A 24,213-nucleotide genomic window follows, 5' to 3' on the forward strand; every position below is an offset into this window, starting at 1 on the left:
TGCTATCATAACTCATCGTTTTTACCTGAAATTTTATGCAATCGCATGTCATCACTGATTTATAGGGCTATGTATGCAACAACCTGATCAAAAAGAATTGCTCGAGGTCTTAGAAAAGCAAAAGAAGAACCAGCTTCAGGTAGATCTTATATTCAAAATTGTATTACCCATCGTCGCTTTTTTACTGAGTGTAATTTGCGCGAATTTTAATTGGCAATCGACATTAGGTACTTTTGTCATTTTGACAATTACTTTTATTGCGGTGGGTGTCAAAAGACTTCCTTTATGGCATTGGCTCATTGTAGTTACCGTATATTGTCTGATAGATAATTATCTCAGTTATGGCCAACTTGACTTATCTCACTTGCGCTTACAACTTGGCACAATGATTGTTTTTGTGGGTATGGTTGGAATCGGCCGTCCTTATGTAGACCGCTGGTTTATGAAAAGCCACTAAATAAAAAAGCGCCCTACGGCGCTTTTTTATTCACTAACGATTAAGCAGGTTTACGTAAGTCTTTACGTAAAATTTTACCTACATTTGATTTTGGTAATTCATCCATAAACTCAACATAACGAGGGCGTTTGTAGCCTGTTAAGTTTTCTTTAGCAAAGTTCAAAATTTCTTCTGTGGTTAAACTTGGATCTTTTTTCACAATAAAGAGTTTTGGCACTTCACCTGATTTTTCATCAGGAACACCAATTGCAGCAACTTCCAAAACTTTTGGATGTTTAGCAATAACTTCTTCAATTTCACTTGGGTAAACGTTAAAGCCTGAAACCAAAATCATATCTTTTTTACGATCTACAATTTTTGTATATCCATGGCTGTCCATTACACCAATGTCACCAGTACGGAAGAAACCATCGGCTGTCATCACTTTAGCGGTCTCATCTGGACGGTTCCAATAGCCCTTCATGACTTGCGGACCACGGATTGAGATTTCGCCTTGTTCACCTAAAGGTACTTCTTTACCGTCATCATCTAAAATAGCAACTTCTGTTAAAGGTAATGGAATACCAATCGTGCCACTAAATTCAGTAGAAGCTGGAGGGTTTGCAGTCGCTACCGGAGAAGTTTCCGATAAACCGTAACCTTCAATAATGGTTGTGCCCGTAATTTTCTTCCAAGCTTCTGCTGTAGAAGGCAGAACTGCCATACCACCGCCCATCGCCATTTTTAAATTGCTATGGTCAAGCTGCTTGAACTCTTCATTATTCACTAAGGCATTAAATAACGTATTTACTGCAGGGAAGAAAGAAGGTTGATATTTACGTAACTCCTTAATCACGGCTGGTAAATCACGTGGGTTTGGAATCAAGATATTTGCCTGCCCTTTGTACATACCGTACATCGCACAAACCATGAACGCAAAAATATGGTAAAGAGGTAATGCACAAACAATACGATCGCCTTTAGCACCCTCATTTACACCAAATTTACTTTGGAAAATACCGTCACACTGTAAAAGGTTAGCAACTAAATTACGGTGAGTCAGCTCAGCACCTTTTGAAACACCTGTTGTACCACCGGTATATTGAAGCACGGCAGTATCACTTAGAGTTAAAGTCGGGCGCTTATAATTGCTTGGATTTTCTTTATTCAATGCGCTGTTAAACTTAACATGGCCAGGAATGTTCCAAGCTGGAATTTGTTTACGCACTTTGCGTAAAACAAAGTTCACTAAAGTGCCTTTTAGAGTACCTAACATGTCTCCAACAGAAGCAACCACGACGTGTTTGACCGGAGTTTTTCCTAAAATACTTTGGTAAACACTCGCAAAGTTCTCAATAATGACAAGAACTTCCGCACCTGAGTCGTTTAACTGATGCTCAAGCTCACGCGCAGTATATAGCGGGTTAACATTCACTAAAATCAAGCCAGCACGGAAAACCGCCAATGCCACTACAGGATACTGCAATACGTTTGGCATCATTACTGCAACGCGCGTACCTTTTGCTAACCCCAAATTTTGCAAATAGGTCGCGAACTTACGGCTTGCAAGTTCCAACTCGTTAAATGACATGGCTTTATCCATAAAGATAAAGGCATCACGAGAACCAAATTTTTGGAAATTACGCTCAAAAATATCAACAAGTGAGGTATTTTCTGCAGGCAATGCTACTGTTTCTGGAATCCCTGTCTTTTGGTATTCTGCAAACCAAATCTTTTCCATAATGCCATTATCTCCGATTCGTAATCCTTAGTAATAACTGTTATTCAATGCCCCAGCTATTCTTTAGCTTCTTGGTGCCAGAACATATTTAAAACTTATTGGCACATTCATGACACTTTCGAACAAGATTATGAGACAGAAGTTTTGACAATTTGACCCTGCCAAATTTTTTGCATGGAGTACAAATTATGTACTCCAAATTGCTGCCCTTTTAATCATTATTCCATACCAACAAGTTCAGTTCATTGCTTGAACTTGTTGCCATATATAGCGTATTTATGTTGCCAGACGCTAGCTTTATCTCTGAATCAACAGTTTATTTGCTTTTTGATATCCACGTGGTAAGAGCTGACCTTTCGAAGCACGTTTACCCATGTATTTTTGTAGATCATCACCTTTTAATTTTAGATGTTGTTGACCTGCAACCACCTGAATTATTTCATCTAAGTTCAGGGTTGTCATGGATAAAATCTGCTCTTTGGCTTCAAGTTGTATCAACTTATTACCTTTACCTTTATTTAAATTTGGTAGTTCTGCCAAATCTAAAATTAACAAACGCCCTGCCGAGCTCAGCACAGCCAAATGCGTCATGTTTTGGGCAGAGATGAGCGGTAAAGCTTTTGCCTTATCAGGTACCGTTAAGAATGTCTTACCAGCTTTAGCATTGGTATCTAATTGTTTGACTTGAGTTTTAAAACCATAACCCGATGAACTTGCAGCAATCAGTTCAGATTCTTCATCATCTAAATAAGCCTGAATAAACGCTACGCCACTTGCTGGTGACAGTTTCGAACTTAATGGATCGCCTAAGCCTCTGGCCGAAGGTAAGCTGCTAATTGGTAAGGCATAACTACGCCCCGTTTCATCGAGGAAGTAAACTCGTTGGTTGGTTTTACCTACAGCATGGCTTAAATATTGGTCCCCTGCACGGTAATTCAGGTTTTCAGCATCAACATCTGCACCTTTTGCCGCACGAACCCAACCCGCTTCAGACAACACAACGGTTACCGTTTCAGCTGGCATTAGATCTTGTTCTTTAATTTGAACCGCTTCAGCACGTGCAACAATTGGAGAACGGCGTTCGTCACCAAACTTTTTCGCGTCTTCTTTTAATTCGCCAATAATAAGATTTTTTAGAGATTCAGGATTTTCCAACTGTTCACGAATAATGGCAGCTTTCGCAGAAAGCTCATCTTGTTCTTGACGGATTTCCATCTCTTCAAGCTTTGCCAAGTGACGTAATTTAAGTTCTAAAATCGCTTCAGCCTGTATCTCATCAATATTGAAGTGTTCCATCAATACTGGTTTAGGCTGATCTTCTTCACGAATAATGCGAATAACGGTATCAATATCGAGATAAGCAATTAAAAGACCTGCCAAAATATGTAGGCGCTTTTCAATACGGTTTAAATGATACTGCAAACGACGAGTGACCGTGTTTTTACGAATCTCAATCCATTCAAGCAAAATACGACGAATTGATTTCACCTGAGGGCGACCATCTTCGCCAATCATGTTCAAATTGACACGATAGCTTGACTCTAAATCGGTGGTTGCAAATAAGTGGCTCATCACCGCTTCAGCATCGATACGGTTAGAACGCAATACAATCACGAGTCGTGTTGGGTTTTCATGATCCGACTCATCACGTATATCCACCACTAATGGCAGCTTTTTCGCCTGCATCTGGTCAGCAATTTGGGTAATCACTTTAGAACCAGAGACTTGATATGGTAGCTCAGTGATTACGATTTCATGCTTTTCAACGGTATAAACCGCTCGCATGCGGTAACTACCACGACCAGTCGTCTGGATTTTAAGTAGCTCTTCTGGCGGAGTAATAATTTCAGCTTTGGTTGGTAAGTCTGGCGCCGGAATATATTCAGCTAATTTTTCGTCTGAAGTTTGCGGGTTACGGATTAAAGCAATTGTCCCCTTCACAACTTCACGTAAATTATGCGGAGGAATATCGGTCGCCATACCCACAGCGATACCCGTTGTACCATTCAAAAGAATATTCGGTACACGTGCAGGTAAGGTAATCGGTTCTTTTAAAGAACCATCAAAGTTATCTTGCCATTCACTGGTACCCTGACCTAATTCACTCAGCAACAACTCGCTATAAGCTGAAAGTTTAGCTTCGGTATAACGCATCGCAGCAAATGACTTAGGGTCATCTGGTGAACCCCAGTTACCTTGACCTTCAATTAAAGGATAGCGATAACTAAAAGGCTGAGCCATGAGTACCATGGCTTCGTAACATGCCGAGTCGCCATGTGGATGGTATTTACCAAGTACATCACCCACTGTACGCGCTGATTTTTTTGGCTTGCCACTATTTTTTAAGCCTAGCTCGCTCATGGCATAGACAATACGGCGCTGTACAGGCTTTAAGCCATCACTGATATGCGGCAATGCACGGTCCATAATGACGTACATGGCATAATTCAAGTAAGCCTGTTCAGTAAATTCGGCTACAGAGCGGTTTTCTGTCGCATGATGCGCAAGGCTGGTCATAGTCAGCTTATCTTCCAAATCAGTCGTTATTTTAAGTGTGTATTATGCTAAGTGGGCTATGTTACAGACACAAGAGGGACTCTGTCACCTGAGCGTCAAATTATGTCTTATCTCTCTATATTTTTAGTTACTTGCTATAAAGTTAGGCAGAAACTATAGCCCAATCGACTCTAGTCTTTTACCTTGAGTCTCTTCACCTAATATCAAAATTACTAAAGCTACAGCAAGTAAAACCACAGTAAACATCATAAAAACGTGATTAAAGCCGTTTTTGGCAACCATCATATGGGTCACGACCATTGGCGCGACAATTCCACCAATACGTCCCATTGCCGATGCCCAACCCGAACCAAACGCCCGAATATTGGCTGGATATTGTTCTGGTGTATAGGTATATAACACTCCCCATGCACCCAAATTAAAGAATGACATGAGACAACCCCAAAACATAATGCTATTTACGCTGTCGGCTTGTCCAAAGAAATATGCAGATAAGGCACAAAAACCGATAAATGCCGCGAGTGTAATTTTTCGACCTAAACGTTCAACAAACCAAGCCGCTGCCAAGTAGCCCGGTAACTGCGCCAAAATCATAAGCAATACATATTCAAATGATTTAACAACATCGTAGCCTTGTTTCACCAATAAACTCGGCAACCATGTGAAAATACCGTAATAGGAATACACAATTCCAAACCAGATCAGCCAGAGCATTAAACTTCTACGAGCAAATTGACCACTCCAGAGTTGTTTAAATGAAACTTTTTGTCGCATCGCCACAGGCACGACTTCGATATGATGCACAATTTGCACGCATGCTTCGGCTTCTAGTTTTTGTACCAGTGCATGTGCTTCTTCAATACGACCACGATTAATCAAATAAGGTATCGACTCAGGGACTTTTTTCCATATCACTAAAATATAAATAAGTGGTAGGCCACCCATAAGAAAGGCAATATGCCAGCCAAATTTAGGAATAATAAAATAAGAAATGAGTGCAGCAACTAGCCAGCCTAATCCCCAAAAACTTTCAAGCAGAACGATAAATCTTCCACGAACATGGGCAGGCACATACTCACTGACCAGTGTGACTGCTACAGGTAATTGGCCACCTAGCCCCAACCCAACAATAAACCGAAAAATTAATAGCCACTTTAGATCGGGGGCAAAAGCACATAAGGCTGTAGCAATACTATAGATTGCCATCGTGATCGCAAATACAGTTTTCCGACCAAAACGATCTGCCAAGGCACCAGAACAAACTGCACCAATAGCCATGCCTACAAAGCCAATACTGACAATCCAACCGCTTTCAGCTGGTGTTAATGACCAGTCTTTAACAAGGGTTGTCATAATAAAAGCGATAATGCCGGTATCCATCGCATCAAACATCCAACCTAAACCCACTACCCATAAAAGCGTGTAGTGAAATTTGCCAATTGGAAGATTTTGTATACGTGAAACCAGATCCATAGGAGTAACTCTACTGGAAAGAATAAGTGGACAAGACCATATATAGAATTGTTATATCATGCCCACATGAAGTTCTACATGATTAATGTTCGTCAGTTGAAGAAGCCGACTCTGCATCATCATCTTTATAAATAAATTTAGGCATTTCCAAACCAAAATAAATGGCAATTAAACGGAGCGTAAAACCAAATACTAAGGTTGAAATAACGGTAAGTTCTAAACTCAAACCTAAGTCTAGACAGACCCAATAGCAAATGACTGCAACAAAAGAAATACTTGCATACAGCTCACGGCGGAAAACAAACGGGACGTCGTTACATAAGATGTCACGTAAAATACCACCCGAGACTCCAGTCAAAACACCTGCTACAGCCGATACGACAAAACCATGCCCCATTTGTAAGGCAATCTGGCAACCAATAATGGTAAACCCAATCAAACCTAAAGCATCAAGCACCAAGAAAATGTTATGTAAATGGCGCATCCACTTGGCAATGATGATGGTAACAAAGGCAGCACAACACGTTAAAACTAAATATTCAGGATGCTTTACCCACGTTAAAGGATAGTGCCCAAGTAGTACATCACGTACAGAACCACCACCCAAGGCCGTTACACAGGCAATCAGTACGACACCGAACCAGTCCATACTCCGTCGCCCAGCAGACAATGCTCCAGTCATGGCTTCGGCAGTAATCGCAATAATATAAATAACGGTGAGTAACATTGCCCTTTCCTTCAGGCCAAACGGTGGGCGTATTTTAAGATAAAGTTATAGGAATTGTGCACAGCATTGCTTAAATTTTTTTCCTGAACCGCATATACACGGCTGTTTCATGGTGACCTGCATATCGACCGTTGGATCAAGGAAAAACCATTGTTGCTGGTGATATACAAAATGTGAAACTTCATGATGGATTTGAGCACTTTTTCCATCATGATAATGAGCCTTGAACTCCACCTGTGCATGGGTCTTATCCAACTTTTCTTTGGCTTGGATGACTTCCAAACCGAGCCATTGATTCTGTTTACTCCAATCTGCAATAGCCTCTTTATCAAGAGCAGCTTGTTGCCCTAATGCTGTGGTTTGAACAATATAATCAATTTGCTGTAATGCAAAAGCACTATAACGGGAACGCATAAGCTGCTCCGCCGTGAGAGCTTTTGCTGTGCCTAAATGTAAAGGCTCACAACATTCTGAATAGCTGCCTTTTCCACATGGACAAGTATGTTGAGTCATTCTGTGTTTCTCAAATAAAAAAATAGCTCAGAGTTGAGCTATTTTATGATGTTTCTAGACTTAAAATGCCATTTAATCTTTTGATTCATCTTGTTCGATAGAAACAATATGAACTTTCTCGATTTTATGGCCTTCCATGGTTACAACTTCAAAGCGATAACCATCTGCTTCAACAGTTTCACCATTTTCAGGTAAACGACCTAAATGGAATAACAAATAACCCGATAAAGTAGAATATTGTTCACTTTCATCTACCAAATCACGACCTAATAAAAGCGATACATGGCGAATATCAGTTGAACCTTCAAGTATTAAAGAACCATCTTCTAAGCTTTCAGCTGCTGCATCTAGTTCATCTTCATCAGGGAACTCACCAGCAATTGCTTCTAAAATATCAATTGGTGTCGCAATACCTTCAATTGAACCATATTCATTTAGAACAATCGCCATTTGCAAAGGAGCCTGACGTAATTGTTCCATTACCATAAGCACTTGAGCATTTTCATGCACAATGACTGGCTCACGTAAGTACTTTTGAAAATCAACAACGCCTGTTTCAATGAAGCCATTTAAAACTTTATGTGTAAGCGCGATACCTTCAATATTATCAAGTTCACCACGAGCAACGATTAAACGTGAATGTGTCATCGACATTAAACGTTCTTTTAAAACTTCCGGTTCATCGTCTAAGTCAATCCATTCCAGCTCAGGTCGTGGAGTCATTACCGACTTTACTGGACGTTCAGATAACCCCAGTACGCCTTGTACAAGTACACTGTGGTAAGCACCATTTTCTTCATCAAAGACTTCATCGGCAAAAGCTTGAGTAGCCAATACATCTTCTTTATCAGCCGTTTGGGCATCTGAAGTAGAACCGCTATTTTTACTGCCTAACATACGTAAAACAGCAGAAGCTGTGCGATAACGTAAATCTGTAGTAGTCACTAGCTTTTCTTGATTGCGGCGCATGGTTTGGTTGATCATTTCGACTAAAATCGAGAAACCAATCGCAGCATATAAGTAACCCTTCGGAATATGGAAACCAAAACCTTCCACCACCAACGAGAAACCGATCATCATTAAGAAGCCAAGACACAGAATAACGACTGTTGGGTGCTTATTTACAAAGTCCATGAGTGGTCTTGAAGCCCACAACATGATACCCACAGCAATCACAACAGCAACCATCATGATTGACAGCTCTTTCACCATACCCACAGCAGTAATTACACTGTCTAATGAGAATACGGCATCAAGCACTACAATCTGAACGATAACCATCCAGAACGCAGCATGGACTGGATTATCTTCTTTATGAAGCTGTTTACCTTCCATCCGCTCATGTAATTCCATGGTGCCTTTAAATAACAAGAACACACCACCGAATAACAAGATCAAATCACGGCCAGAGAATGGATGGTTAAGAATATGGAAAAGTGGTTGGGTGAGTGTCACGACCCAAGCAATTGAAGCTAAGAGGATAAGACGCATTCCCAAAGCGAGTATTAAACCCACTATACGTGCCTTAGTACGTTGTTCTGGTGGCAACTTTTCAGCCAAAATGGCAATAAAGACGAGGTTATCGATCCCTAGTACGATTTCAAGAACAATTAATGTAGCTAAGCCTACCCAAGCAGACGGATCAGACATCCATTCAAAGATCATTGATCCTGCTCCTGTGCTGGGTGGATTTTATCTTTATTGGGCAACACAACAGGCATGCCTAGACAAAGGGGGAATAATGTTTTTTTAGGACAAGAAATTAAAACGGAGCGACTACAACCACTACCCATATTTGTTCATATGTTGTTAAACGAATTTTCAGTATAGGCAAGATTTAACATAAATTCATCATTTTTATTTGATCATTATATGTATTCACCAAACCCATACAAAACATGAATCTTTCCTATAAAACTGCTTATAAAGTTGTCATATTTTTTGCTTAGTGTAGACAAGAAATATGAACGTGATAAGGTGAAAATAAAGCAATGAATAGCGTATTAACAATGGCAGTAAATGATTCACCAATAACAGCTGTAAAAACAACACAACCTCTTATTGCATTATATTGTGGCTCACGAGCAGGAAATAACCCGATTTATCGCGAAAAGGCAATTGAATTAGCCAGCGGAATTGCTGAACAAGGTTTTGGTCTGGTCTACGGCGGTGCCAGCATTGGTTTAATGGGTCAAGTCGCTGAAAGCGTGCTTGCACATGGTGGAGAAGCTGTAGGTGTCATTCCTGAATTTATGCTTGATTATGAAGTCGCACATGCAGGACTGACCGAATTACATGTGGTAGAAACCATGCATGAGCGTAAAGCCATGATGGCAGAGCGTGCGAGTGCGTTTATCGCACTACCTGGTGGTTTGGGAACATTCGAAGAAATTTTGGAAATTGCGACATGGGGGCAACTCAATCAGCACCAAAAACCTATGATTTTATATAACGTAAATGGTTTTTATAATGCGTTAATTGCTCAGTTAGACCATGCAGTTCAAGAAGGTTTCCTTCCCCTTCAGCACCGAGCTAAATTAATTGTATGTGAAGAAATCGATCAAATTTATAACGTCATCCGAAACTTAAAAATGCCAAAGAGATTTGTTGTGTAAACTCTCCTATCTCAATAAAAAAGCGGTTCTTCCGCTTTTTTTTGTTTTAACTATTTTCACCGATACCTTCAAAAGCAATTAGATTTAGTAAAGGGGTACTCAACATTGCCTTACTCTTTTTACTTTCAATTTGTTTTACACTAAGCGAAAACGTTAATTTTCAAATGTTATGAATGCCACGCCGACTCATCAAGCTTTGCAACCTGAATATCGCCTATTGGTTCTTTTGGTTTCCATTGGCTTTTTTATGCAGGCATTGGATACCACCATTGTAAATACAGCCATTCCTGCAATGGCACATCATTTAAATGAAGATCCATTACGTATGCATAGCGTGGTGGTGGCTTATGTTTTATCTGTAGCGGCCTGTATTCCTTTAAGTGGATGGCTAGCCGACCGCTTTGGTGTCAGAAATACGTTTTTATCAGCAATTGTGATTTTTACGCTTGCATCTTTAGGTTGTGGTCTTTCTCAAAGCCTTAATGAGCTTTTATTTTTCCGTGTCATTCAGGGTGTGGGGGGCGCGTTATTACTCCCCGTTGGTCGTTTATCACTTTTAAAAATTATTCCCCGAACTCAGTTTTTAGCTGCCATGAGCCTCATGAGTTTGGCAGGTTTACTTGGTCCTTTAGCGGGTCCAACTCTAGGTGGCTGGTTAGTTGAAGTTGCAACATGGCACTGGATTTTTCTTATTAATATTCCAATGGGTATATTAGGTATATTAATGACATTGAAAGTCATGCCAAATGTAAAAGAGCCTACCGTTAAAACCTTTGACCTTATTGGGTTTGTGCTTTTGGTTGTTGCAATGATTGGCTGGTCATTGGGTATTGAACATCTTGCCTCACGTGAATATTCAAAATGGTTCAGCATTTCACTGTTAGTCGTCGGTGTAATCGCAACGCTCTGGTATGCCTATCATTCACATACCCATCAAAATGCATTATTCCGTAGCCGATTGTTTAAAAATAAAATATTTGCCATTGGTATTTTAGGTAATTTCTTTGCCCGTTTTGGTGGCAATGCCTTACCTTTCGTTTTACCTCTTATGTTGCAAGTGGCTTTTGGTTTTGAGCCATTCATTGCGGGTTTAATGATGATTCCACTGGTGTTAGGATCGCTTTTTTCAAAGCCGATTGTTAGACCCATTATTCAGAAAATGGGTTATCGCCGCTTTTTGTTAATTAACACCACATTAGTCGGTCTATGTATTGCATCTTTTGCGATTATGACGGTCGATACTCCTACTTGGTTTAGAGCCCTACACTTTTTCTTATTTGGTACATTAAACTCACTGCAATTTGTGGGTATGAACACATTGACCTTAAAAGATTTGCCTCAACAAGATGCAAGTAGTGGGAATAGTTTCCTATCAATGATCATGATGCTATCAATGAGTATTGGCGTAGCACTCGCGGGCACCCTCATTAATGTATTTACCGATTACTATGGTACAGCACATGTGACAACTGCCTTCCATGTCACCCTTATTTGTTTAGGTTGTATTAATGTCATTACTGCGCTTATCTTTTGGCAAATTCCAAAAAATACGCCTGTGTAAGTAGTTGCATTTTTAGCATGGTTTCTCGCTCGTGAATCACGCTATGATGTGAACTTCATATTGATACTGAGTTTTGCATGACCAAGCTGGCAAAAACCTTTTCTGCACCACGCTACAACACCCTAATCGGGATTGTTTTAGCTTGTGTTATGGGGGTTCTCACTTACTTCGGTCTGTTCTACCAACAAAAAGCAATTGCTCAAGATTATCCAGTACAAGGCTTTGATGTTTCTCATCATCAAGAAGATATTAACTGGAAAAAAATATCACCCAAAAAATTCCAATTCGTCTATTTAAAAGCGACTGAAGGTGGTGATTATAAAGATCCAAAATTTCAAGAAAACTGGTTAAAAGCACGCGAACATGGCTTTTATGTTGGGGCTTATCATTTTTACCGTTTATGCCGTGATGGCAAAACACAAGCTGAAAATTTTATTGCAACCGTACCCAACAAACCTGATGCCCTTCCTCCTGTTATCGATCTGGAATATGACGGCAACTGTATTAATGCGCACACCAAAGAACAATTACTTAAAGAAATAGGCATTATGCATGACCGCCTAAAACAGCATTATGGCAAACAGCCTATCTTTTATATTTCCAAAACTTTTTACCACATTGTGTTAATAGGAAGTTTCCCTAATACCCCACTTTGGGTCAGAGATTACGAAGGAAAACCTGAGCTGAAGGACAAGCGAAAATGGCTCTTTTGGCAGCATAGTAATCAAGGTAAAATTGAAGGCATGACCAAGCCAGTAGACTTAAATGTCTATGAAGGTTCAGTCAAAGAATGGCACCAATTTTTACAGCAGCAAGGCATCGTGAAAGCACAATAATATGCGCAAAATCATTCATATCGATATGGATGCCTTTTATGCATCGGTCGAATTGCGAGAGCGTCCTGATCTAAAGCATCTTCCCGTCGTTATTTCTTCGCATCATCCGCGTGCTGTAATTGCGGCAGCTTCTTACCCTGCCCGTGAGTTTGGCTTACGCTCTGCCATGTCCATGAGCCAAGCAAGAAAACTATGCCCTCAAGTTGTTATTATTGAGCCTAATTTTGAAAAATATCGTGCCATCTCGGCTCAAATTCATAGTATTTTTCAACAATACACCACTCTTATTGAACCTTTATCTTTAGATGAAGCATACCTTGATGTCACTGAAAATTTAAAACAAATCGCAAGTGCAACCGAAGTGGCTATGCATATTCGGGAAGATATTTTCAGGTTAACAGGACTAACTGCCTCGGCTGGTGTAGCACCCAATAAATTCTTGGCAAAAGTCGCATCTGACTGGAATAAACCGAATGGCCTGTTTGTTATAAAGCCCTCTCAGGTGGCCAGTTTCATTCAGGACTTACCCTTAAAAAAAATTCCGGGGGTCGGTAAAGTTACCCAAGAAAAACTCCAACAGCTTGAGTTACATACGCTGGGTGACTTACAAAAAATTGAAGAAGCTGTTTTGGTTCACCACTTTGGTAAATATGGGCAACAACTTCATTTATATGCTCAAGGTATTGATAATCGCCCTGTTCAAGCTGAACGTGCTCGTCAGCAAATTTCAAAAGAAACTACATTTGATAGTGACTTTACCCTAGCACAGTGCCAACCCTACTGGCATGGCTTAGCCGAAAAAGTCTGGCAAAGCTTAGAGAAAAAGCAACTTAATGCTCGTGGTGTAAATATTAAGCTCAAACTTAAGAATTTCCAGACACTCCAACACAGTAAAAGTTTTAAAAACCCAATTCATTCTCAACAAGACCTGATTCAAGTTTTATTCTTGCTTTTAAATGAGATGCATATTCCCGAAAACTTCCAATTTCGGCTGATTGGTATTGGCGTTTATCAATTACAGACTAAAGCTGACGACTTTCAGTTGTCCTTATGGTAAGTGTTGTTTTTTTATCCAAATGAGCAAGTTTTAAACAAAAACAGTTCCCTTTTGATCAAAATTTGAAGTAATCTAATCAACGCATATTCATTACCCATGTATTTGCAACGTGCCAAAGCAACCTTACTTTCGGCATATCGTCCTGTGATTGGCGTGACGACCAAATCCGAATATTACAGGGCACTTAAAGTACATGGGACTCTACCCATTCTTATAAATCACAACAATAATCTACCGAAATTCCTTTGCACTTGCTTGCGCCTGCCTAGTAACTCTTCATAAAATCAAACTATTCAATAAAGACACTTTAGAGCATTTTTATGACGGTAAAACGTTTACACGTGACTTCACGCTACTGCGAAGTGGCGATTTCAGGTAATTTAGTCCATTTAGCAGGACAACTCGCTGATGACACCAGCGTAGACATTACGGCGCAGACTCAACAAACTTTAGACAATATTGATCGCTTACTTGCTGAAGCAGGAACCGACAAAAGTCATATTCTTTCTGTCATGATTTTTCTAAAAGATATTGAAACAGACTATGCAGCCATGAATGCTGTATGGGACGCATGGATTAGCAAAGAGCATCCACCTGCTCGTACTTGTGTCGAATCTAAACTTTATGCACCTGATGTACTTGTAGAAATGACTGTCGTTGCGGTACTTCCTTAATTCTTATTGATTTTAAGCAATAAAAAACTGAGCAATATTGATCAAGATAGTGCTCAGTTTTTTATGTTTCTAGAAGTTTTAATTTCAGCATTTTATTCAAATCTTCTTTAATGAGTCCTAAAATTAAATTGCTATAACCTCTATTTATAACTTCTAAGACTTCACAAAAGCATTTGAGATTCTTTCTAACTGCGGCGTGGCAGGTAAAGTTGCCATCTCTGATTCAGGGGTTAATAAATCTCTTCTTAAATCATGATAATCAGGCACACTACCGTAGCGAAGCACACGATAACCTGCAAGTTGTAATAAACGGCGCTCATATTGCTGATGTGCTCGGCGTAAACCATTTTCCTCAAGCATAACCACTACAAAAACTTGGTAATTTTGATCAAGTACAACAAAGTCAGCCGTCATATTTTGATATTTGCGACGTGTGTGAGCATATTTAGTTGTTAATAAAGCATCAAATGAAACATGGGCTAATACGGTAAATTTAGGCAATACTGTTTGTAAACGAGTAAGTGTCATTTGTTCATGACTGCTTAATACGGCGCGGCGCTTTAAAGCACTGTCTTGTTGATGCTTTCTGGATAGACTCTTTGCCGCCATAACGACAGTCAAAAAGAGTAATAATATCGTGATTAAATAATACATGGGCCTAATCCTTTAAGTTTTTTATAATGATTTTGCTAGATCACACTTTGTTTTAATTGATAACGACACAGCCGTTTTTTTAAAAGGTTCACTTAGTAATTTCACTTGTAGTTATCAAGCTTGGCTTAAATTTAGCCACCCTCACATTATTTATAATCATAGAATCAACAACAATCAAGTGCAGCTCGTCAGATTTTTAGCATTTATCATTTTTCATTACATTTTTTAGGCTAAAAATTTGAAAAAATCTCACTATCCGATTTAAATAACCTCGTAAAAAACAAAAAAGGCTCTGTTTAAGAGCCTTTTTTATCATTATCCACGTGCTTTTGATTTTGGTTTACTTTTACCACCAAACGGTCTCTTCTCACCTGTTTCACGAGGAGGTAAACCTGTATGTTGCGTTAATACTTGACCTTTCTGTGGACGCTTCTGATTTGAATGATTATTTGTTTGCTGATTATTTCGTTTAACCGAATCCCCTGCCGTAGACGAGTTTTTCTTACGTGCAGATTTATATTCCCCTTCTGTGCCTTTTGGCTGATAAGTCGGAATTAAATGCTGCTTTGAATTACCAATCAAATCGGCACGGCCCATTTCTTTTAAAGCTTCACGAAGTAATGGCCAGTTATTTGGATCATGGTAACGTAAGAATGCTTTATGCAGACGACGGCGTTTCTCACCTTTTACAATATCAACCTTTTCAGTATAACGAGCGACTTTAGCAAGCGGGTTTTTGCCCGAATAATACATGGTGGTTGCAGTTGCCATTGGTGATGGATAGAAAGTCTGTACCTGATCGGCACGAAAACCATTCTTTTTCAACCAGATCGCAAGGTGCATCATGTCATAATCTGAAGTACCCGGATGTGCTGCAATAAAGTAAGGAATTAAATATTGCTCTTTTCCTGCTTCTTTACTGAAACGGTCAAACATTTGTTTAAAACGATCATACGTACCAATACCCGGTTTCATCATCTTAGATAGCGGGCCTTGCTCAGTATGTTCAGGAGCAATTTTTAAATAACCACCCACGTGATGTTGTACCAACTCTTTGACATATTCAGGGTTCAATACTGCAAGGTCATAACGTAAACCTGAACCAATGAGAATCTTCTTCACACCTTTAATTGCGCGCGCTTTACGGTAAAGCTGCACTAATGGCGCATGATCGGTATGCAAGTTTTGACAAACGCCCGGATAAACGCAAGAAGGTTTACGACAGTTCTTTTCAATTTCTGGATCTTTACAGTGCAAACGGTACATGTTTGCTGTTGGGCCACCTAAGTCTGAAATAATACCTGTGAAGTTTGGTGCTGTATCACGGATTTTTTCAATCTCACGTAAGATCGAATCTTCCGAACGGTTTTGGATAATACGACCTTCATGTTCTGTAATTGAACAGAATGTACAACCACCAAAACAGCCACGCATAATGTTGACCGAGAATTTGATCATATCAAATGCAGGAAAACGAGCATCACCATAAGTAGGATGTGGCAACCGTGCATAAGGTAAATCAAATACATAGTCCATTTCCTCAGTCGTTAAAGGAATTGGAGGTGGGTTAATCCATACATCACGTTCACCATGGCGTTGCACCAATGCACGGGCATTACCAGGATTAGTTTCAAGGTGCAAAATACGGTTTGCATGCGCGTAAAGCACTTGATCATTTGCCACTTCTTCAAAAGAAGGTAAGCGAATGACTGCTAACTCTCGTGGTGGTAATTTGTGTTTAATTGCTTTTGACGGTGCTGGCTTTAATTGAACGATTTGAGTGTCGTCATCGAGTTTGTCGCCTTCACGCACAATCGGATTTGCAACAATCTCTTTTTGGAAGTTTTGATACTGAGCTAAAGAGTTACCCTTTTCTTTTTCAACCTCACAGCCATCAATATCTTCTGTCATGACATATGGGTTAATAATTGGGTCAACACGCCCAACTGTATCTACATCATTACTCGCAACTTCAACAAACTTTGCTTTTGATGCTTTGTTATGTTTATTAATAATAAATGCCGTACCACGAACGTCAGTAATCTCGTGGATTTTCTCACCTTTAGCTAAACGATGCATCACATCAATAATGGCACGCTCACCATTACCATACATGAGCAAATCAGCTTTTGAGTCCATTAAAATCGAACGACGGACTTTATCTGACCAATAATCGTAGTGCGCAATACGACGTAAACTACCTTCAATACCACCTAATAACACTGGTACATCTGGGAATGCTTCACGACAACGTTGGCAATAAACTGTTGCAGCACGGTCAGGACGTTTATTTGGTTCATTGTTTGGAGAATATGCATCATCCGAACGGATTTTACGATCTGCCGTATAACGGTTAATCATCGAATCCATATTACCGGCGGTTACACCCCAAGCAATTGTTGGCTTACCTAAAACGCGGAAGCTTTCAACATTGGTCCAATCTGGCTGCGCAATAATTCCGACACGGAAACCTTGTGCTTCCAGTACACGCCCAATCACACCCGATACAAATGATGGGTGGTCAATATAAGCATCACCACAAACTAAAATAAAGTCACACGCATCCCAGCCGAGTTGATCCATTTCTTCTCGTGACATCGGCAAAAATGGCGCTGGTTCAAAACACGACGCCCAATATTTGTCGTAATCAAACAGCGCTTTTGGCGCAGTTTGCATGGTATAAGCGGTAGACATGGCTTGCGAATCTCGGCTAGCAGATGAAGGAGAGACATCTAAAGATGAAAGCCGATCATTTTAACATGAATTTCATTCATTTTCCTTGTTTATAAAACATACGAAAACAATAATATAGAAATTAATTTGATTAAAGTTTATCCAATATTTTATTCTCGGAATAAATACGGCGGAATAAAATCCGCCGTAGTCTTAACACAATTTATTTATAGGCATTAGAACAAAGCTTTTGGCAAACGAATTTGAATAATCTCATTATCATCAGCCAGTTTTGCGTTACGCCCAGTCGACCCTGGGAAGTTATTGTCATTTAGTACTGTAAGCGTTGTGCCATTTTCAATAATCACATCTTCAATGGTTTCAAACGGGAAAGCAAAAACTTGTCCCGTACCAATATCCCCTGCTCTTGCTGTGCCATACAACATATTCGGGTTAGCAATTTTAATTAAATCGACTAAATCTTCACGGCTTACTAGCTGGCCTGACTCATTCAATTTAATACGAATTAATTTTTTATATCCGCCTAAATTATTCTGAGTTGCATCACGCTCAATAATAATGCCTTCTTTATCATTAAAGAGTTGGAAATCTCCAATGTTGGTTGCCTTACTATCTAGCTGGAACCAATAATATTTTCCTGTATAGGCTTTTTTCTTAATATCGAATTGAGAAATCAGTAATTGTCTTTCCATTTCCCGAATTGATTTAATTGGCTTTTCTATAAGCGGGTAAAGATACTGTCCATCTGGTGAAATTGCCATTCCTTCAAAACCACCACTTTGCTGAACCAAAGGCTCTACAAAATTAATTTGTGCTTTATTAAACTGATTTTGTGGTGAACGTAATTCTTGAGTCGGATTTAACGGATTTGGTAAAGGAATTGGGGCATCTAATAACACACCATCCGCTGAAAAATGAAGTAAATAAGGGCCAAACTCATCCCCAATCCAGTAAGTACCATCGCTAGTCCGTTGCATTGACTCTGGGTCAAAATCAGCACCCGTTAATAAACGCTCAGGCGTGTTACCATTCACGATATTAAAAGTAATTAACTTATTTGGATCACGCAATTGAATAAAGCTTTGTACCGTAACCTGCCCTGTACCTTTGGTTTTAGTTTTGAAATCAGGTTTTAATTTATAAATACGAAGTAAAAAGTCTGCTGAATTATCTTGGGTACCAAAGCCATTATCGGCCATTGCCATATAGCTGCCATCTTCATTTTTTAATGCAGCAGAAAAACCTTGTACAGGCTGGCCTTTAAATGGAGGATAAATTCCATTTGCACCTTTTACATATGCACCAGAGTCTGGGCCAGCAGCATAGGTTTCTACAGGCAATTTGGCAAAAGAAATTAAAGTTGGTTCGGTAACGTTTTCAGTAGGTGATGTTTGATCTTGATCGTTATTATCATTACATGCCGTCAATCCTAAACTGGCACAGCATAATAATGCGAATAAAGTTTTTTTGCTCATGATTTTATACAGTTGGTAAAAAATTAAGCAAATTTAATCAAGCTTGTATGAAGTTTTTGCTTCAAAAATATGAAATCTTTATGGCGAAAATATGACAAGCTTATTGTTTAGCACCCAATAGAAAACTGAACTTGTTAGTAAAGCTAATTAAAGTTTTGTTGGCTGATATTCTCCAGCAATTGCTGCTTTCAAAAAGTTCTGAAAAGTTGGGCATTCCATATGATTTTCAGCAGGACACACAGCAGCATGTTGTAATCCTTGACTAATAAAATGTAATCGCTTTGCCATTTGCTCTAGTTGTTCAGCTTTATCTTTTAGTTTTTGCCGATCAAGATCAGGCTTACCATCTTGCCCAAACATTGTAGCGATCTCATTTAAAGAAAAACCCGCAGCACGTCCTAAAGCAATAAGTGCCAGTTGATCAAGCACCTGCTTACCATATTGCCGACGCAAACCTTGCCGCCCAATCGACTTAATTAGTCCCTTCTCTTCATAAAAACGTAGTGTAGCGGTTGTGACTTTTGCCTTTTTAGCAACTTCACCAATATCCATAATCACCTCTTGACTTCAAGTGAACTTGAACTTGCACAATAAATTTATCACGTTTCATACGTATAAAAGCAAGGTGTAAAAATGAATACCTCCACATTATTCTTCAAAGCTTTATGTCTTGGTGTTGGTGCAACAGTTATTATGGATATATGGCTGTTAATACTAAAAATATTTAAGATACCGACCTTAAATTTTGCCTTTCTCGGACGCTGGGTAGGTTGGATAGTTCAAGGAAAACTCATCCATCAATCTATCGCTCAAAGCCCTCAAATTAAGGGTGAATATTTATTGGGCTGGATTGCTCATTATAGTGTTGGGTTGATCTTTGCAGTGAGCTTTCTTCTCATTGTCGGCTCAGATTGGCTCATTCATCCTCAATTTTACTCAGCACTACTATTTGGTGTAGTTACTGTTCTCATTCCCTTTTTTATTATGCAACCAGCCATAGGTAGTGGTTTTGCTTCGTCAAAAACCCCGCATCCTTTTTTGAACCGCCTAAAAAGTTTGATGAACCATAGTGTTTTTGGTTGTGGCTTATATCTCACTGCAAAACTATTTCAACTTTAAATAAAGAGGAAACTACTCATGAAAACCGTTGCCATTATTTACTATAGTCGCCAAGGCCACACCCAATTTATTGCTCAGCAAATTCAAACTGGTATTTTGATCCATAAAGATATTAAAGTAGATCTGCTCAATGCCGAAGATCTTATCGAGAGCCCAGAGACTCTTATCCAATATGATGGTTTAATTTGGGGATCTCCTACGTATTTAGGGGGGGTATCTTCCAAGTTAAAACAACTCATGGATGCAACGGGTCCATTATGGAAAAAGCAGAACTTTAAGGGAAAGCTAGCAGCTGGATTTACCGTTTCCTCTCTTCCCGCTGGTGATAAACAATCGACGTTAATTTCCATTTTTACCTTTTGTATGCAACACGGCATGTTATGGGTCGGCAACCCGATTCTACCCGAGCAACACCAAGGTATTCCTTATACTCAAGCAGCCAATCGTCTCGGTTCGTGGTCAGGCTTAATGGCTCAGGCCGAACATGGCAGTAATGCCGATAGGTTTGATGAAGGGGATATTAAAACTGCTCAACAATTTGGAGAAAATTTTGCATTGACCTTAAGTGCTTATCAAGGAATATAAAACCATGAAAGTACAGAAACTTTTATTCCTCTTAATTTTATCGGGAATGATGTCTTTTATTGTTTCAGGTGTTTCCACTTTTAAAGTAGTAGGACTAAATCATCACTTCGTTTCATTGTGGGTATCAGCTTGGATTATTGCATGGATATTAGCTTTTCCAAGTGTATTGATTTGTGCCCCTATCGCCCAGAAACTAGTCGACATCGTATTTAAGTAAGTTGATCTGTAAGTTAAAACGTACAAAAATTGCGGTGATTTGCGGATATTCAGCTTTAGTATTATTTCATAATATATAAATCATAGAGAGACAGGATGTCTCATTGAAGAAGAATAAGAACGCAGGAAGCGGTAGTTGACAGGAGTTAGCTACATAAAGCTGAATACGAAGGAACCTCGACAGGATGTCGGGGTTTTTTCATTTCAATTATACAAAATTCTTACTTTTTAGATGTGCTGAGCAACAGAACTTATATTGATCCGATAAGTACGGCTAAATACCATCATTTTATTTGAAACTTCATTATTGGTTTTGTATTTTGCTTACCCCATCTTTAACCCAAAATCGTTTTGAACCATCACAATTACACATCCTTGGTCTGAAATTTTTCATAATTTTCTTGATGATCATCATGACAGGATGTACAAGCTTAGGCCCTAATAGTGGCTCATTTACTTGGCGTTCAAATAAGCTATCATCTGGTTTACAAAAAGCTTATTCCGTTCCACCGAGTACAGCGAATCGATTGTCTCCTATGATTATTCAAAGTGCTGACAAATATAATGTTCCTCCACTTTTACTCGCGGCAGTTATCAGACAAGAGTCGAACTATAATAGTAATGCCCGTTCTCCGACTGGGGCTGTTGGTTTAACACAAATTATTCCAAGCTATTGGCAACAAACTTGTGCTGGTAATTTGCATGATGAATCTACAAACATCCAATGTGGTGCTTATATTTTAAATCATTACTATCAAACCGCAGATAGCTGGTTTAAAGCTACGGCCTATTATAATGTTGGACCAACAGGATATGAGCGAAGCTTCTGGACACGTCACAAAGCGAAAAAATATGCTCGGTCTATTAAGCATCATCAAAAAAATTTAAAAAGTGCCTTATAAATAAGCTTAAACAAAAGCCCATCAATAGATGGGCTTTTTATGCGACTAATTTTATTCGTCAAATAAACCTTCAAATAACACAGAAGACAAATAACGTTCCCCACTGTCTGGCAGAATAACAACGATGGTTTTACCAGCATTTTCAGGACGCTCTGCAATTTTAGCAGCGGCTGCTAATGCAGCTCCACTTGAAATACCTACTAGAATACCTTCTTGGGTTGCACAGTTTCTCGCCCATTGAATTGCTTCTTCGCTAGTCACTGGTAAGACTTCATCCACAAGGTCCAAATCAAGATTCTTCGGAATAAAGTTTGCACCAATTCCTTGGATTTTATGCGGTGCAGGTGTAATGTTCTCACCATTTTTAGTTTGAGTAATAATTGGAGATTCAGCAGGTTCAACAGCTACTGAATACAATGGTTTATTTTGAACCTGTTCAAAATAACGAGAAATACCTGTAATCGTACCGCCAGTACCTACGCCAGCAACCAAGATATCAACTTGTCCACCTGTAGCTTGCCAAATTTCAGGACCGGTTGTGTCTACATGGATTTGCGGATTTGCTGGGTTTTCAAATTGTTGTGGTAAGAAATAAACATCTGGTTGCTCAGTTGCTAATCGTACCGCTTCATCAACCGCCCCTTTCATACCTTTTGCAGGTTCAGTTAAAACCAAATTAGCACCTAAAGCTTTCAGTACTTTTCTGCGCTCAAGGCTCATACTTGCAGGCATAGTTAGAGTAATTGGATAACCTTTTGCCGCAGCAACAAATGCCAATGCAATACCAGTGTTACCACTGGTTGGCTCAACAATATGCATACCTTCTTTTAATACACCGCGTTTCTCTGCATCTGCAATAAGTGCCGCTCCGATACGGCATTTCACAGAAAATGCAGGGTTACGGCTTTCCACTTTTGCTAATACGGTTGCGTCCGTTTTAATCAAACGGTTAATACGTACTAAAGGTGTATTACCAATAGCTTCGGCATTATTGGAATATACCGCGATACCTAAATTGTTAGGAGTTGGAAATTGCTGGTCGGTAGACATGTTATATCCTTATTAGATTTGGAATGATTCTGAATCATTATAGGCTTGTCTAATAAACAGGAAAGTAGAAAAAGTTAAGTAATACGAAAAATGACAGCTACATCTAGTTTAGACAGAATAAAAAAATGAATTTATTAAATTATTAGAACTACCAAACCTCACCCTCTCGCCATTCTGCGCAAATACTATCGTCCTCTGAACGGTGTGATAGTAGATCTTTCATATGGATACTCAAAGGATATAGCATAATTTCATAATCATCAGTCAGATAAGTAGATGCATCTTGTTTGATGTACAAATCACCCCACCAAGTAGTCCAGCCTAATTTTTTATAAAATGCTTCATCTTCTGGTTGTAATGCAGCAAGTCCATATTCCAAGTCAGTTAATGCTTCAACTAAATATTTTAATAATTGTGATGCAAGCCCCTTACCTCTCATCGTGTAATCAGTGGTGACATACTCTACATAAGCTGTTTTTACATCGAAGCTACCATTTATAGTAAAAACTCTATCCGTCCATAAGGCATGTGAAACAATTTGATTGTCCAATATACCAACGACATGAATAGCTTTTTGCATAAAAGCATATTGGCTCCAAGGATCTTCATCAAAAGCAGAAAAACATAACTCAGCAATCTGATGACGTTGATTTTTATCTAGATCTTGGGCTGCGATAATTTTGAACTGCATAGATGAAAACTCAAATTTAACTATTTATAGATTAAGCAAATATGGGAATATTATGAAATGTTTTTTTATTACAGTGAGTTTTATATTTATTCCGCGCATAAAAGAAACACCCCAACCTCTTTCGAGACTGGGGTGTTTGGAATAATGAGCTGGCGATGACTTACTCTCACATGGGTAACCCCACACTACCATCAGCGCTAAGAGGTTTCACTTCTGAGTTCGGGAAGGGATCAGGTGGTTCACTCTTGCTATGGTCGCCAGCACAACTGTTTATGGATACTTGCTTTGGTCTTATTGACTGCCGAAGCGTTTTCCAAATCTTTACAGATTGGGCTGATTGAATCTGATTTGTTCATTTTATCTAGTGGAATAACTAAATCAAGTTTATTTGTAGATTTATGAATCGATTGATGCTTTATATACAACTGCTTGGGTGTTGTATAGTCAAGCCTCACGAGCAATTAGTATTGGTCAGCTTCACATATCACTATGCTTCCACATCCAACCTATCAACGTCCTAGTCTCGAACGGCTCTTTAGAGGACATAAAGTCCTAGGGAAATCTTATCTTGAGGTAGGCTTCCCGCTTAGATGCTTTCAGCGGTTATCCCTTCCGAACATAGCTACCCGGCGATGCGACTGGCGTCACAACCGGTACACCAGAGGTTCGTCCACTCT

Annotated in this window: 22 protein-coding genes, 2 rRNA genes and 1 pseudogene; 10 read left to right on the forward strand and 15 right to left on the reverse strand. The window is 39.3% G+C overall.

Annotated elements, in window-relative coordinates; all coding sequences use genetic code 11:
* Window positions 1-73: 73 nt before the first annotated feature.
* A complete protein-coding gene (locus ACH8JV_RS04875) occupies window positions 74-457 on the forward strand; it encodes a hypothetical protein (protein ID WP_311070232.1) in 384 nt (127 codons plus the stop codon).
* 40 nt (window positions 458-497) lie between these two features.
* On the opposite strand, the gene ACH8JV_RS04880 is transcribed toward ACH8JV_RS04875, so the two are convergent.
* The 6 genes from ACH8JV_RS04880 to ACH8JV_RS04905 all read right to left on the reverse strand — a co-directional run bounded on the left by ACH8JV_RS04880 (window position 498) and on the right by ACH8JV_RS04905 (window position 9,072).
* Window positions 498-2,177, reverse strand: coding sequence for a long-chain-fatty-acid--CoA ligase (locus ACH8JV_RS04880; protein WP_396519982.1), 1,680 nt, complete (start codon window positions 2,175-2,177; stop codon window positions 498-500).
* A 297-nt stretch (window positions 2,178-2,474) separates the two neighbouring features.
* Window positions 2,475-4,694 carry a DNA topoisomerase IV subunit A gene (gene parC / locus ACH8JV_RS04885; protein WP_396519984.1) on the reverse strand — a complete coding sequence of 740 codons (2,220 nt, stop codon included), beginning with the start codon at window positions 4,692-4,694 and terminating at the stop codon, window positions 2,475-2,477.
* A gap of 153 nt (window positions 4,695-4,847) precedes the next feature.
* On the reverse strand, window positions 4,848-6,167 hold the full coding sequence (locus tag ACH8JV_RS04890) for an MFS transporter (RefSeq protein WP_263612724.1): 1,320 nt from the start codon (window positions 6,165-6,167) through the stop codon (window positions 4,848-4,850).
* Window positions 6,168-6,249: 82 nt separating this feature from the next.
* The gene (locus tag ACH8JV_RS04895) at window positions 6,250-6,894 is read right to left on the reverse strand and encodes a trimeric intracellular cation channel family protein (RefSeq protein WP_002048969.1); all 645 of its coding nucleotides are present in this window, start codon (window positions 6,892-6,894) and stop codon (window positions 6,250-6,252) included.
* Window positions 6,895-6,939: 45 nt separating this feature from the next.
* Complete coding sequence (locus ACH8JV_RS04900; protein ID WP_016803661.1) at window positions 6,940-7,407, reverse strand: YchJ family protein; 468 nt, start codon at window positions 7,405-7,407, stop codon at window positions 6,940-6,942.
* A gap of 72 nt (window positions 7,408-7,479) precedes the next feature.
* Window positions 7,480-9,072: a TerC family protein gene (locus tag ACH8JV_RS04905; RefSeq protein WP_263612722.1), complete on the reverse strand. Its 1,593-nt coding sequence runs from the start codon at window positions 9,070-9,072 to the stop codon at window positions 7,480-7,482.
* A gap of 326 nt (window positions 9,073-9,398) precedes the next feature.
* Between ACH8JV_RS04905 and ACH8JV_RS04910 the strand changes: the two genes are divergently transcribed.
* From ACH8JV_RS04910 to dinB, 4 genes are all read left to right on the forward strand, one after another.
* Window positions 9,399-10,022, forward strand: coding sequence for a TIGR00730 family Rossman fold protein (locus ACH8JV_RS04910; protein ID WP_263612721.1), 624 nt, complete (start codon window positions 9,399-9,401; stop codon window positions 10,020-10,022).
* Window positions 10,023-10,191: 169 nt separating this feature from the next.
* Window positions 10,192-11,583, forward strand: a complete 1,392-nt coding sequence (mdtD, locus tag ACH8JV_RS04915; protein WP_311086999.1) for a multidrug transporter subunit MdtD — start codon at window positions 10,192-10,194, stop codon at window positions 11,581-11,583.
* Between the two features lie 77 nt (window positions 11,584-11,660).
* Window positions 11,661-12,419, forward strand: a complete 759-nt coding sequence (locus ACH8JV_RS04920) for a GH25 family lysozyme (RefSeq protein ID WP_396519987.1) — start codon at window positions 11,661-11,663, stop codon at window positions 12,417-12,419.
* Window position 12,420: 1 nt separating this feature from the next.
* A complete protein-coding gene (gene dinB, locus ACH8JV_RS04925) occupies window positions 12,421-13,476 on the forward strand; it encodes a DNA polymerase IV (protein WP_212285677.1) in 1,056 nt (351 codons plus the stop codon).
* Window positions 13,477-13,534: 58 nt separating this feature from the next.
* Here the strand turns inward: dinB and ACH8JV_RS04930 are convergent.
* Window positions 13,535-13,597, reverse strand: a pseudogene (locus ACH8JV_RS04930) (hypothetical protein); the annotation flags it as partial.
* A 199-nt stretch (window positions 13,598-13,796) separates the two neighbouring features.
* Between ACH8JV_RS04930 and ACH8JV_RS04935 the strand changes: the two are divergent.
* Window positions 13,797-14,150 carry a RidA family protein gene (locus ACH8JV_RS04935; protein WP_004711002.1) on the forward strand — a complete coding sequence of 118 codons (354 nt, stop codon included), beginning with the start codon at window positions 13,797-13,799 and terminating at the stop codon, window positions 14,148-14,150.
* A gap of 153 nt (window positions 14,151-14,303) precedes the next feature.
* Here ACH8JV_RS04935 and ACH8JV_RS04940 read toward each other — a convergent pair whose 3' ends face one another.
* From ACH8JV_RS04940 to ACH8JV_RS04955, 4 genes are all read right to left on the reverse strand, one after another.
* On the reverse strand, window positions 14,304-14,804 hold the full coding sequence (locus tag ACH8JV_RS04940; RefSeq protein WP_311078089.1) for a DUF2726 domain-containing protein: 501 nt from the start codon (window positions 14,802-14,804) through the stop codon (window positions 14,304-14,306).
* A 315-nt stretch (window positions 14,805-15,119) separates the two neighbouring features.
* On the reverse strand, window positions 15,120-17,498 hold the full coding sequence (locus ACH8JV_RS04945; protein WP_031947130.1) for a YgiQ family radical SAM protein: 2,379 nt from the start codon (window positions 17,496-17,498) through the stop codon (window positions 15,120-15,122).
* Between the two features lie 215 nt (window positions 17,499-17,713).
* A complete protein-coding gene (locus tag ACH8JV_RS04950) occupies window positions 17,714-18,973 on the reverse strand; it encodes an esterase-like activity of phytase family protein (RefSeq protein WP_396519990.1) in 1,260 nt (419 codons plus the stop codon).
* 147 nt (window positions 18,974-19,120) lie between these two features.
* A complete protein-coding gene (locus tag ACH8JV_RS04955; RefSeq protein ID WP_000351000.1) occupies window positions 19,121-19,525 on the reverse strand; it encodes a helix-turn-helix domain-containing protein in 405 nt (134 codons plus the stop codon).
* 81 nt (window positions 19,526-19,606) lie between these two features.
* On the opposite strand from ACH8JV_RS04955, the gene ACH8JV_RS04960 reads away from it, so the two are divergent.
* The 4 genes from ACH8JV_RS04960 to ACH8JV_RS04975 all read left to right on the forward strand — a co-directional run bounded on the left by ACH8JV_RS04960 (window position 19,607) and on the right by ACH8JV_RS04975 (window position 21,795).
* Entirely contained in the window at window positions 19,607-20,092 is a 486-nt protein-coding gene (locus tag ACH8JV_RS04960; protein ID WP_396519992.1) for a DUF2938 domain-containing protein, read from the forward strand.
* Window positions 20,093-20,110: 18 nt separating this feature from the next.
* Window positions 20,111-20,677: a flavodoxin family protein gene (locus tag ACH8JV_RS04965; RefSeq protein WP_396519994.1), complete on the forward strand. Its 567-nt coding sequence runs from the start codon at window positions 20,111-20,113 to the stop codon at window positions 20,675-20,677.
* Window positions 20,678-20,681: 4 nt separating this feature from the next.
* Window positions 20,682-20,894 carry a DUF2798 domain-containing protein gene (locus ACH8JV_RS04970; RefSeq protein ID WP_396519996.1) on the forward strand — a complete coding sequence of 71 codons (213 nt, stop codon included), beginning with the start codon at window positions 20,682-20,684 and terminating at the stop codon, window positions 20,892-20,894.
* A 403-nt stretch (window positions 20,895-21,297) separates the two neighbouring features.
* A complete protein-coding gene (locus tag ACH8JV_RS04975; RefSeq protein WP_396520020.1) occupies window positions 21,298-21,795 on the forward strand; it encodes a lytic transglycosylase domain-containing protein in 498 nt (165 codons plus the stop codon).
* 51 nt (window positions 21,796-21,846) lie between these two features.
* On the opposite strand, the gene cysK is transcribed toward ACH8JV_RS04975, so the two are convergent.
* The 4 genes from cysK to ACH8JV_RS04995 all read right to left on the reverse strand — a co-directional run.
* Window positions 21,847-22,845 (reverse strand): cysteine synthase A, encoded by a 999-nt coding sequence (cysK, locus tag ACH8JV_RS04980; RefSeq protein ID WP_396519998.1) that lies wholly within the window; start codon window positions 22,843-22,845, stop codon window positions 21,847-21,849.
* Between the two features lie 148 nt (window positions 22,846-22,993).
* Window positions 22,994-23,536: a GNAT family N-acetyltransferase gene (locus ACH8JV_RS04985; protein WP_396520000.1), complete on the reverse strand. Its 543-nt coding sequence runs from the start codon at window positions 23,534-23,536 to the stop codon at window positions 22,994-22,996.
* 147 nt (window positions 23,537-23,683) lie between these two features.
* Window positions 23,684-23,798, reverse strand: a 5S ribosomal RNA gene (rrf, locus tag ACH8JV_RS04990).
* Window positions 23,799-23,976: 178 nt separating this feature from the next.
* Window positions 23,977-24,213, reverse strand: a 23S ribosomal RNA gene (locus ACH8JV_RS04995); the annotation flags it as partial.

This window comes from Acinetobacter sp. ABJ_C5_2 (genome assembly GCF_044538485.1).
Classification (GTDB): domain Bacteria; phylum Pseudomonadota; class Gammaproteobacteria; order Pseudomonadales; family Moraxellaceae; genus Acinetobacter; species Acinetobacter nosocomialis_A.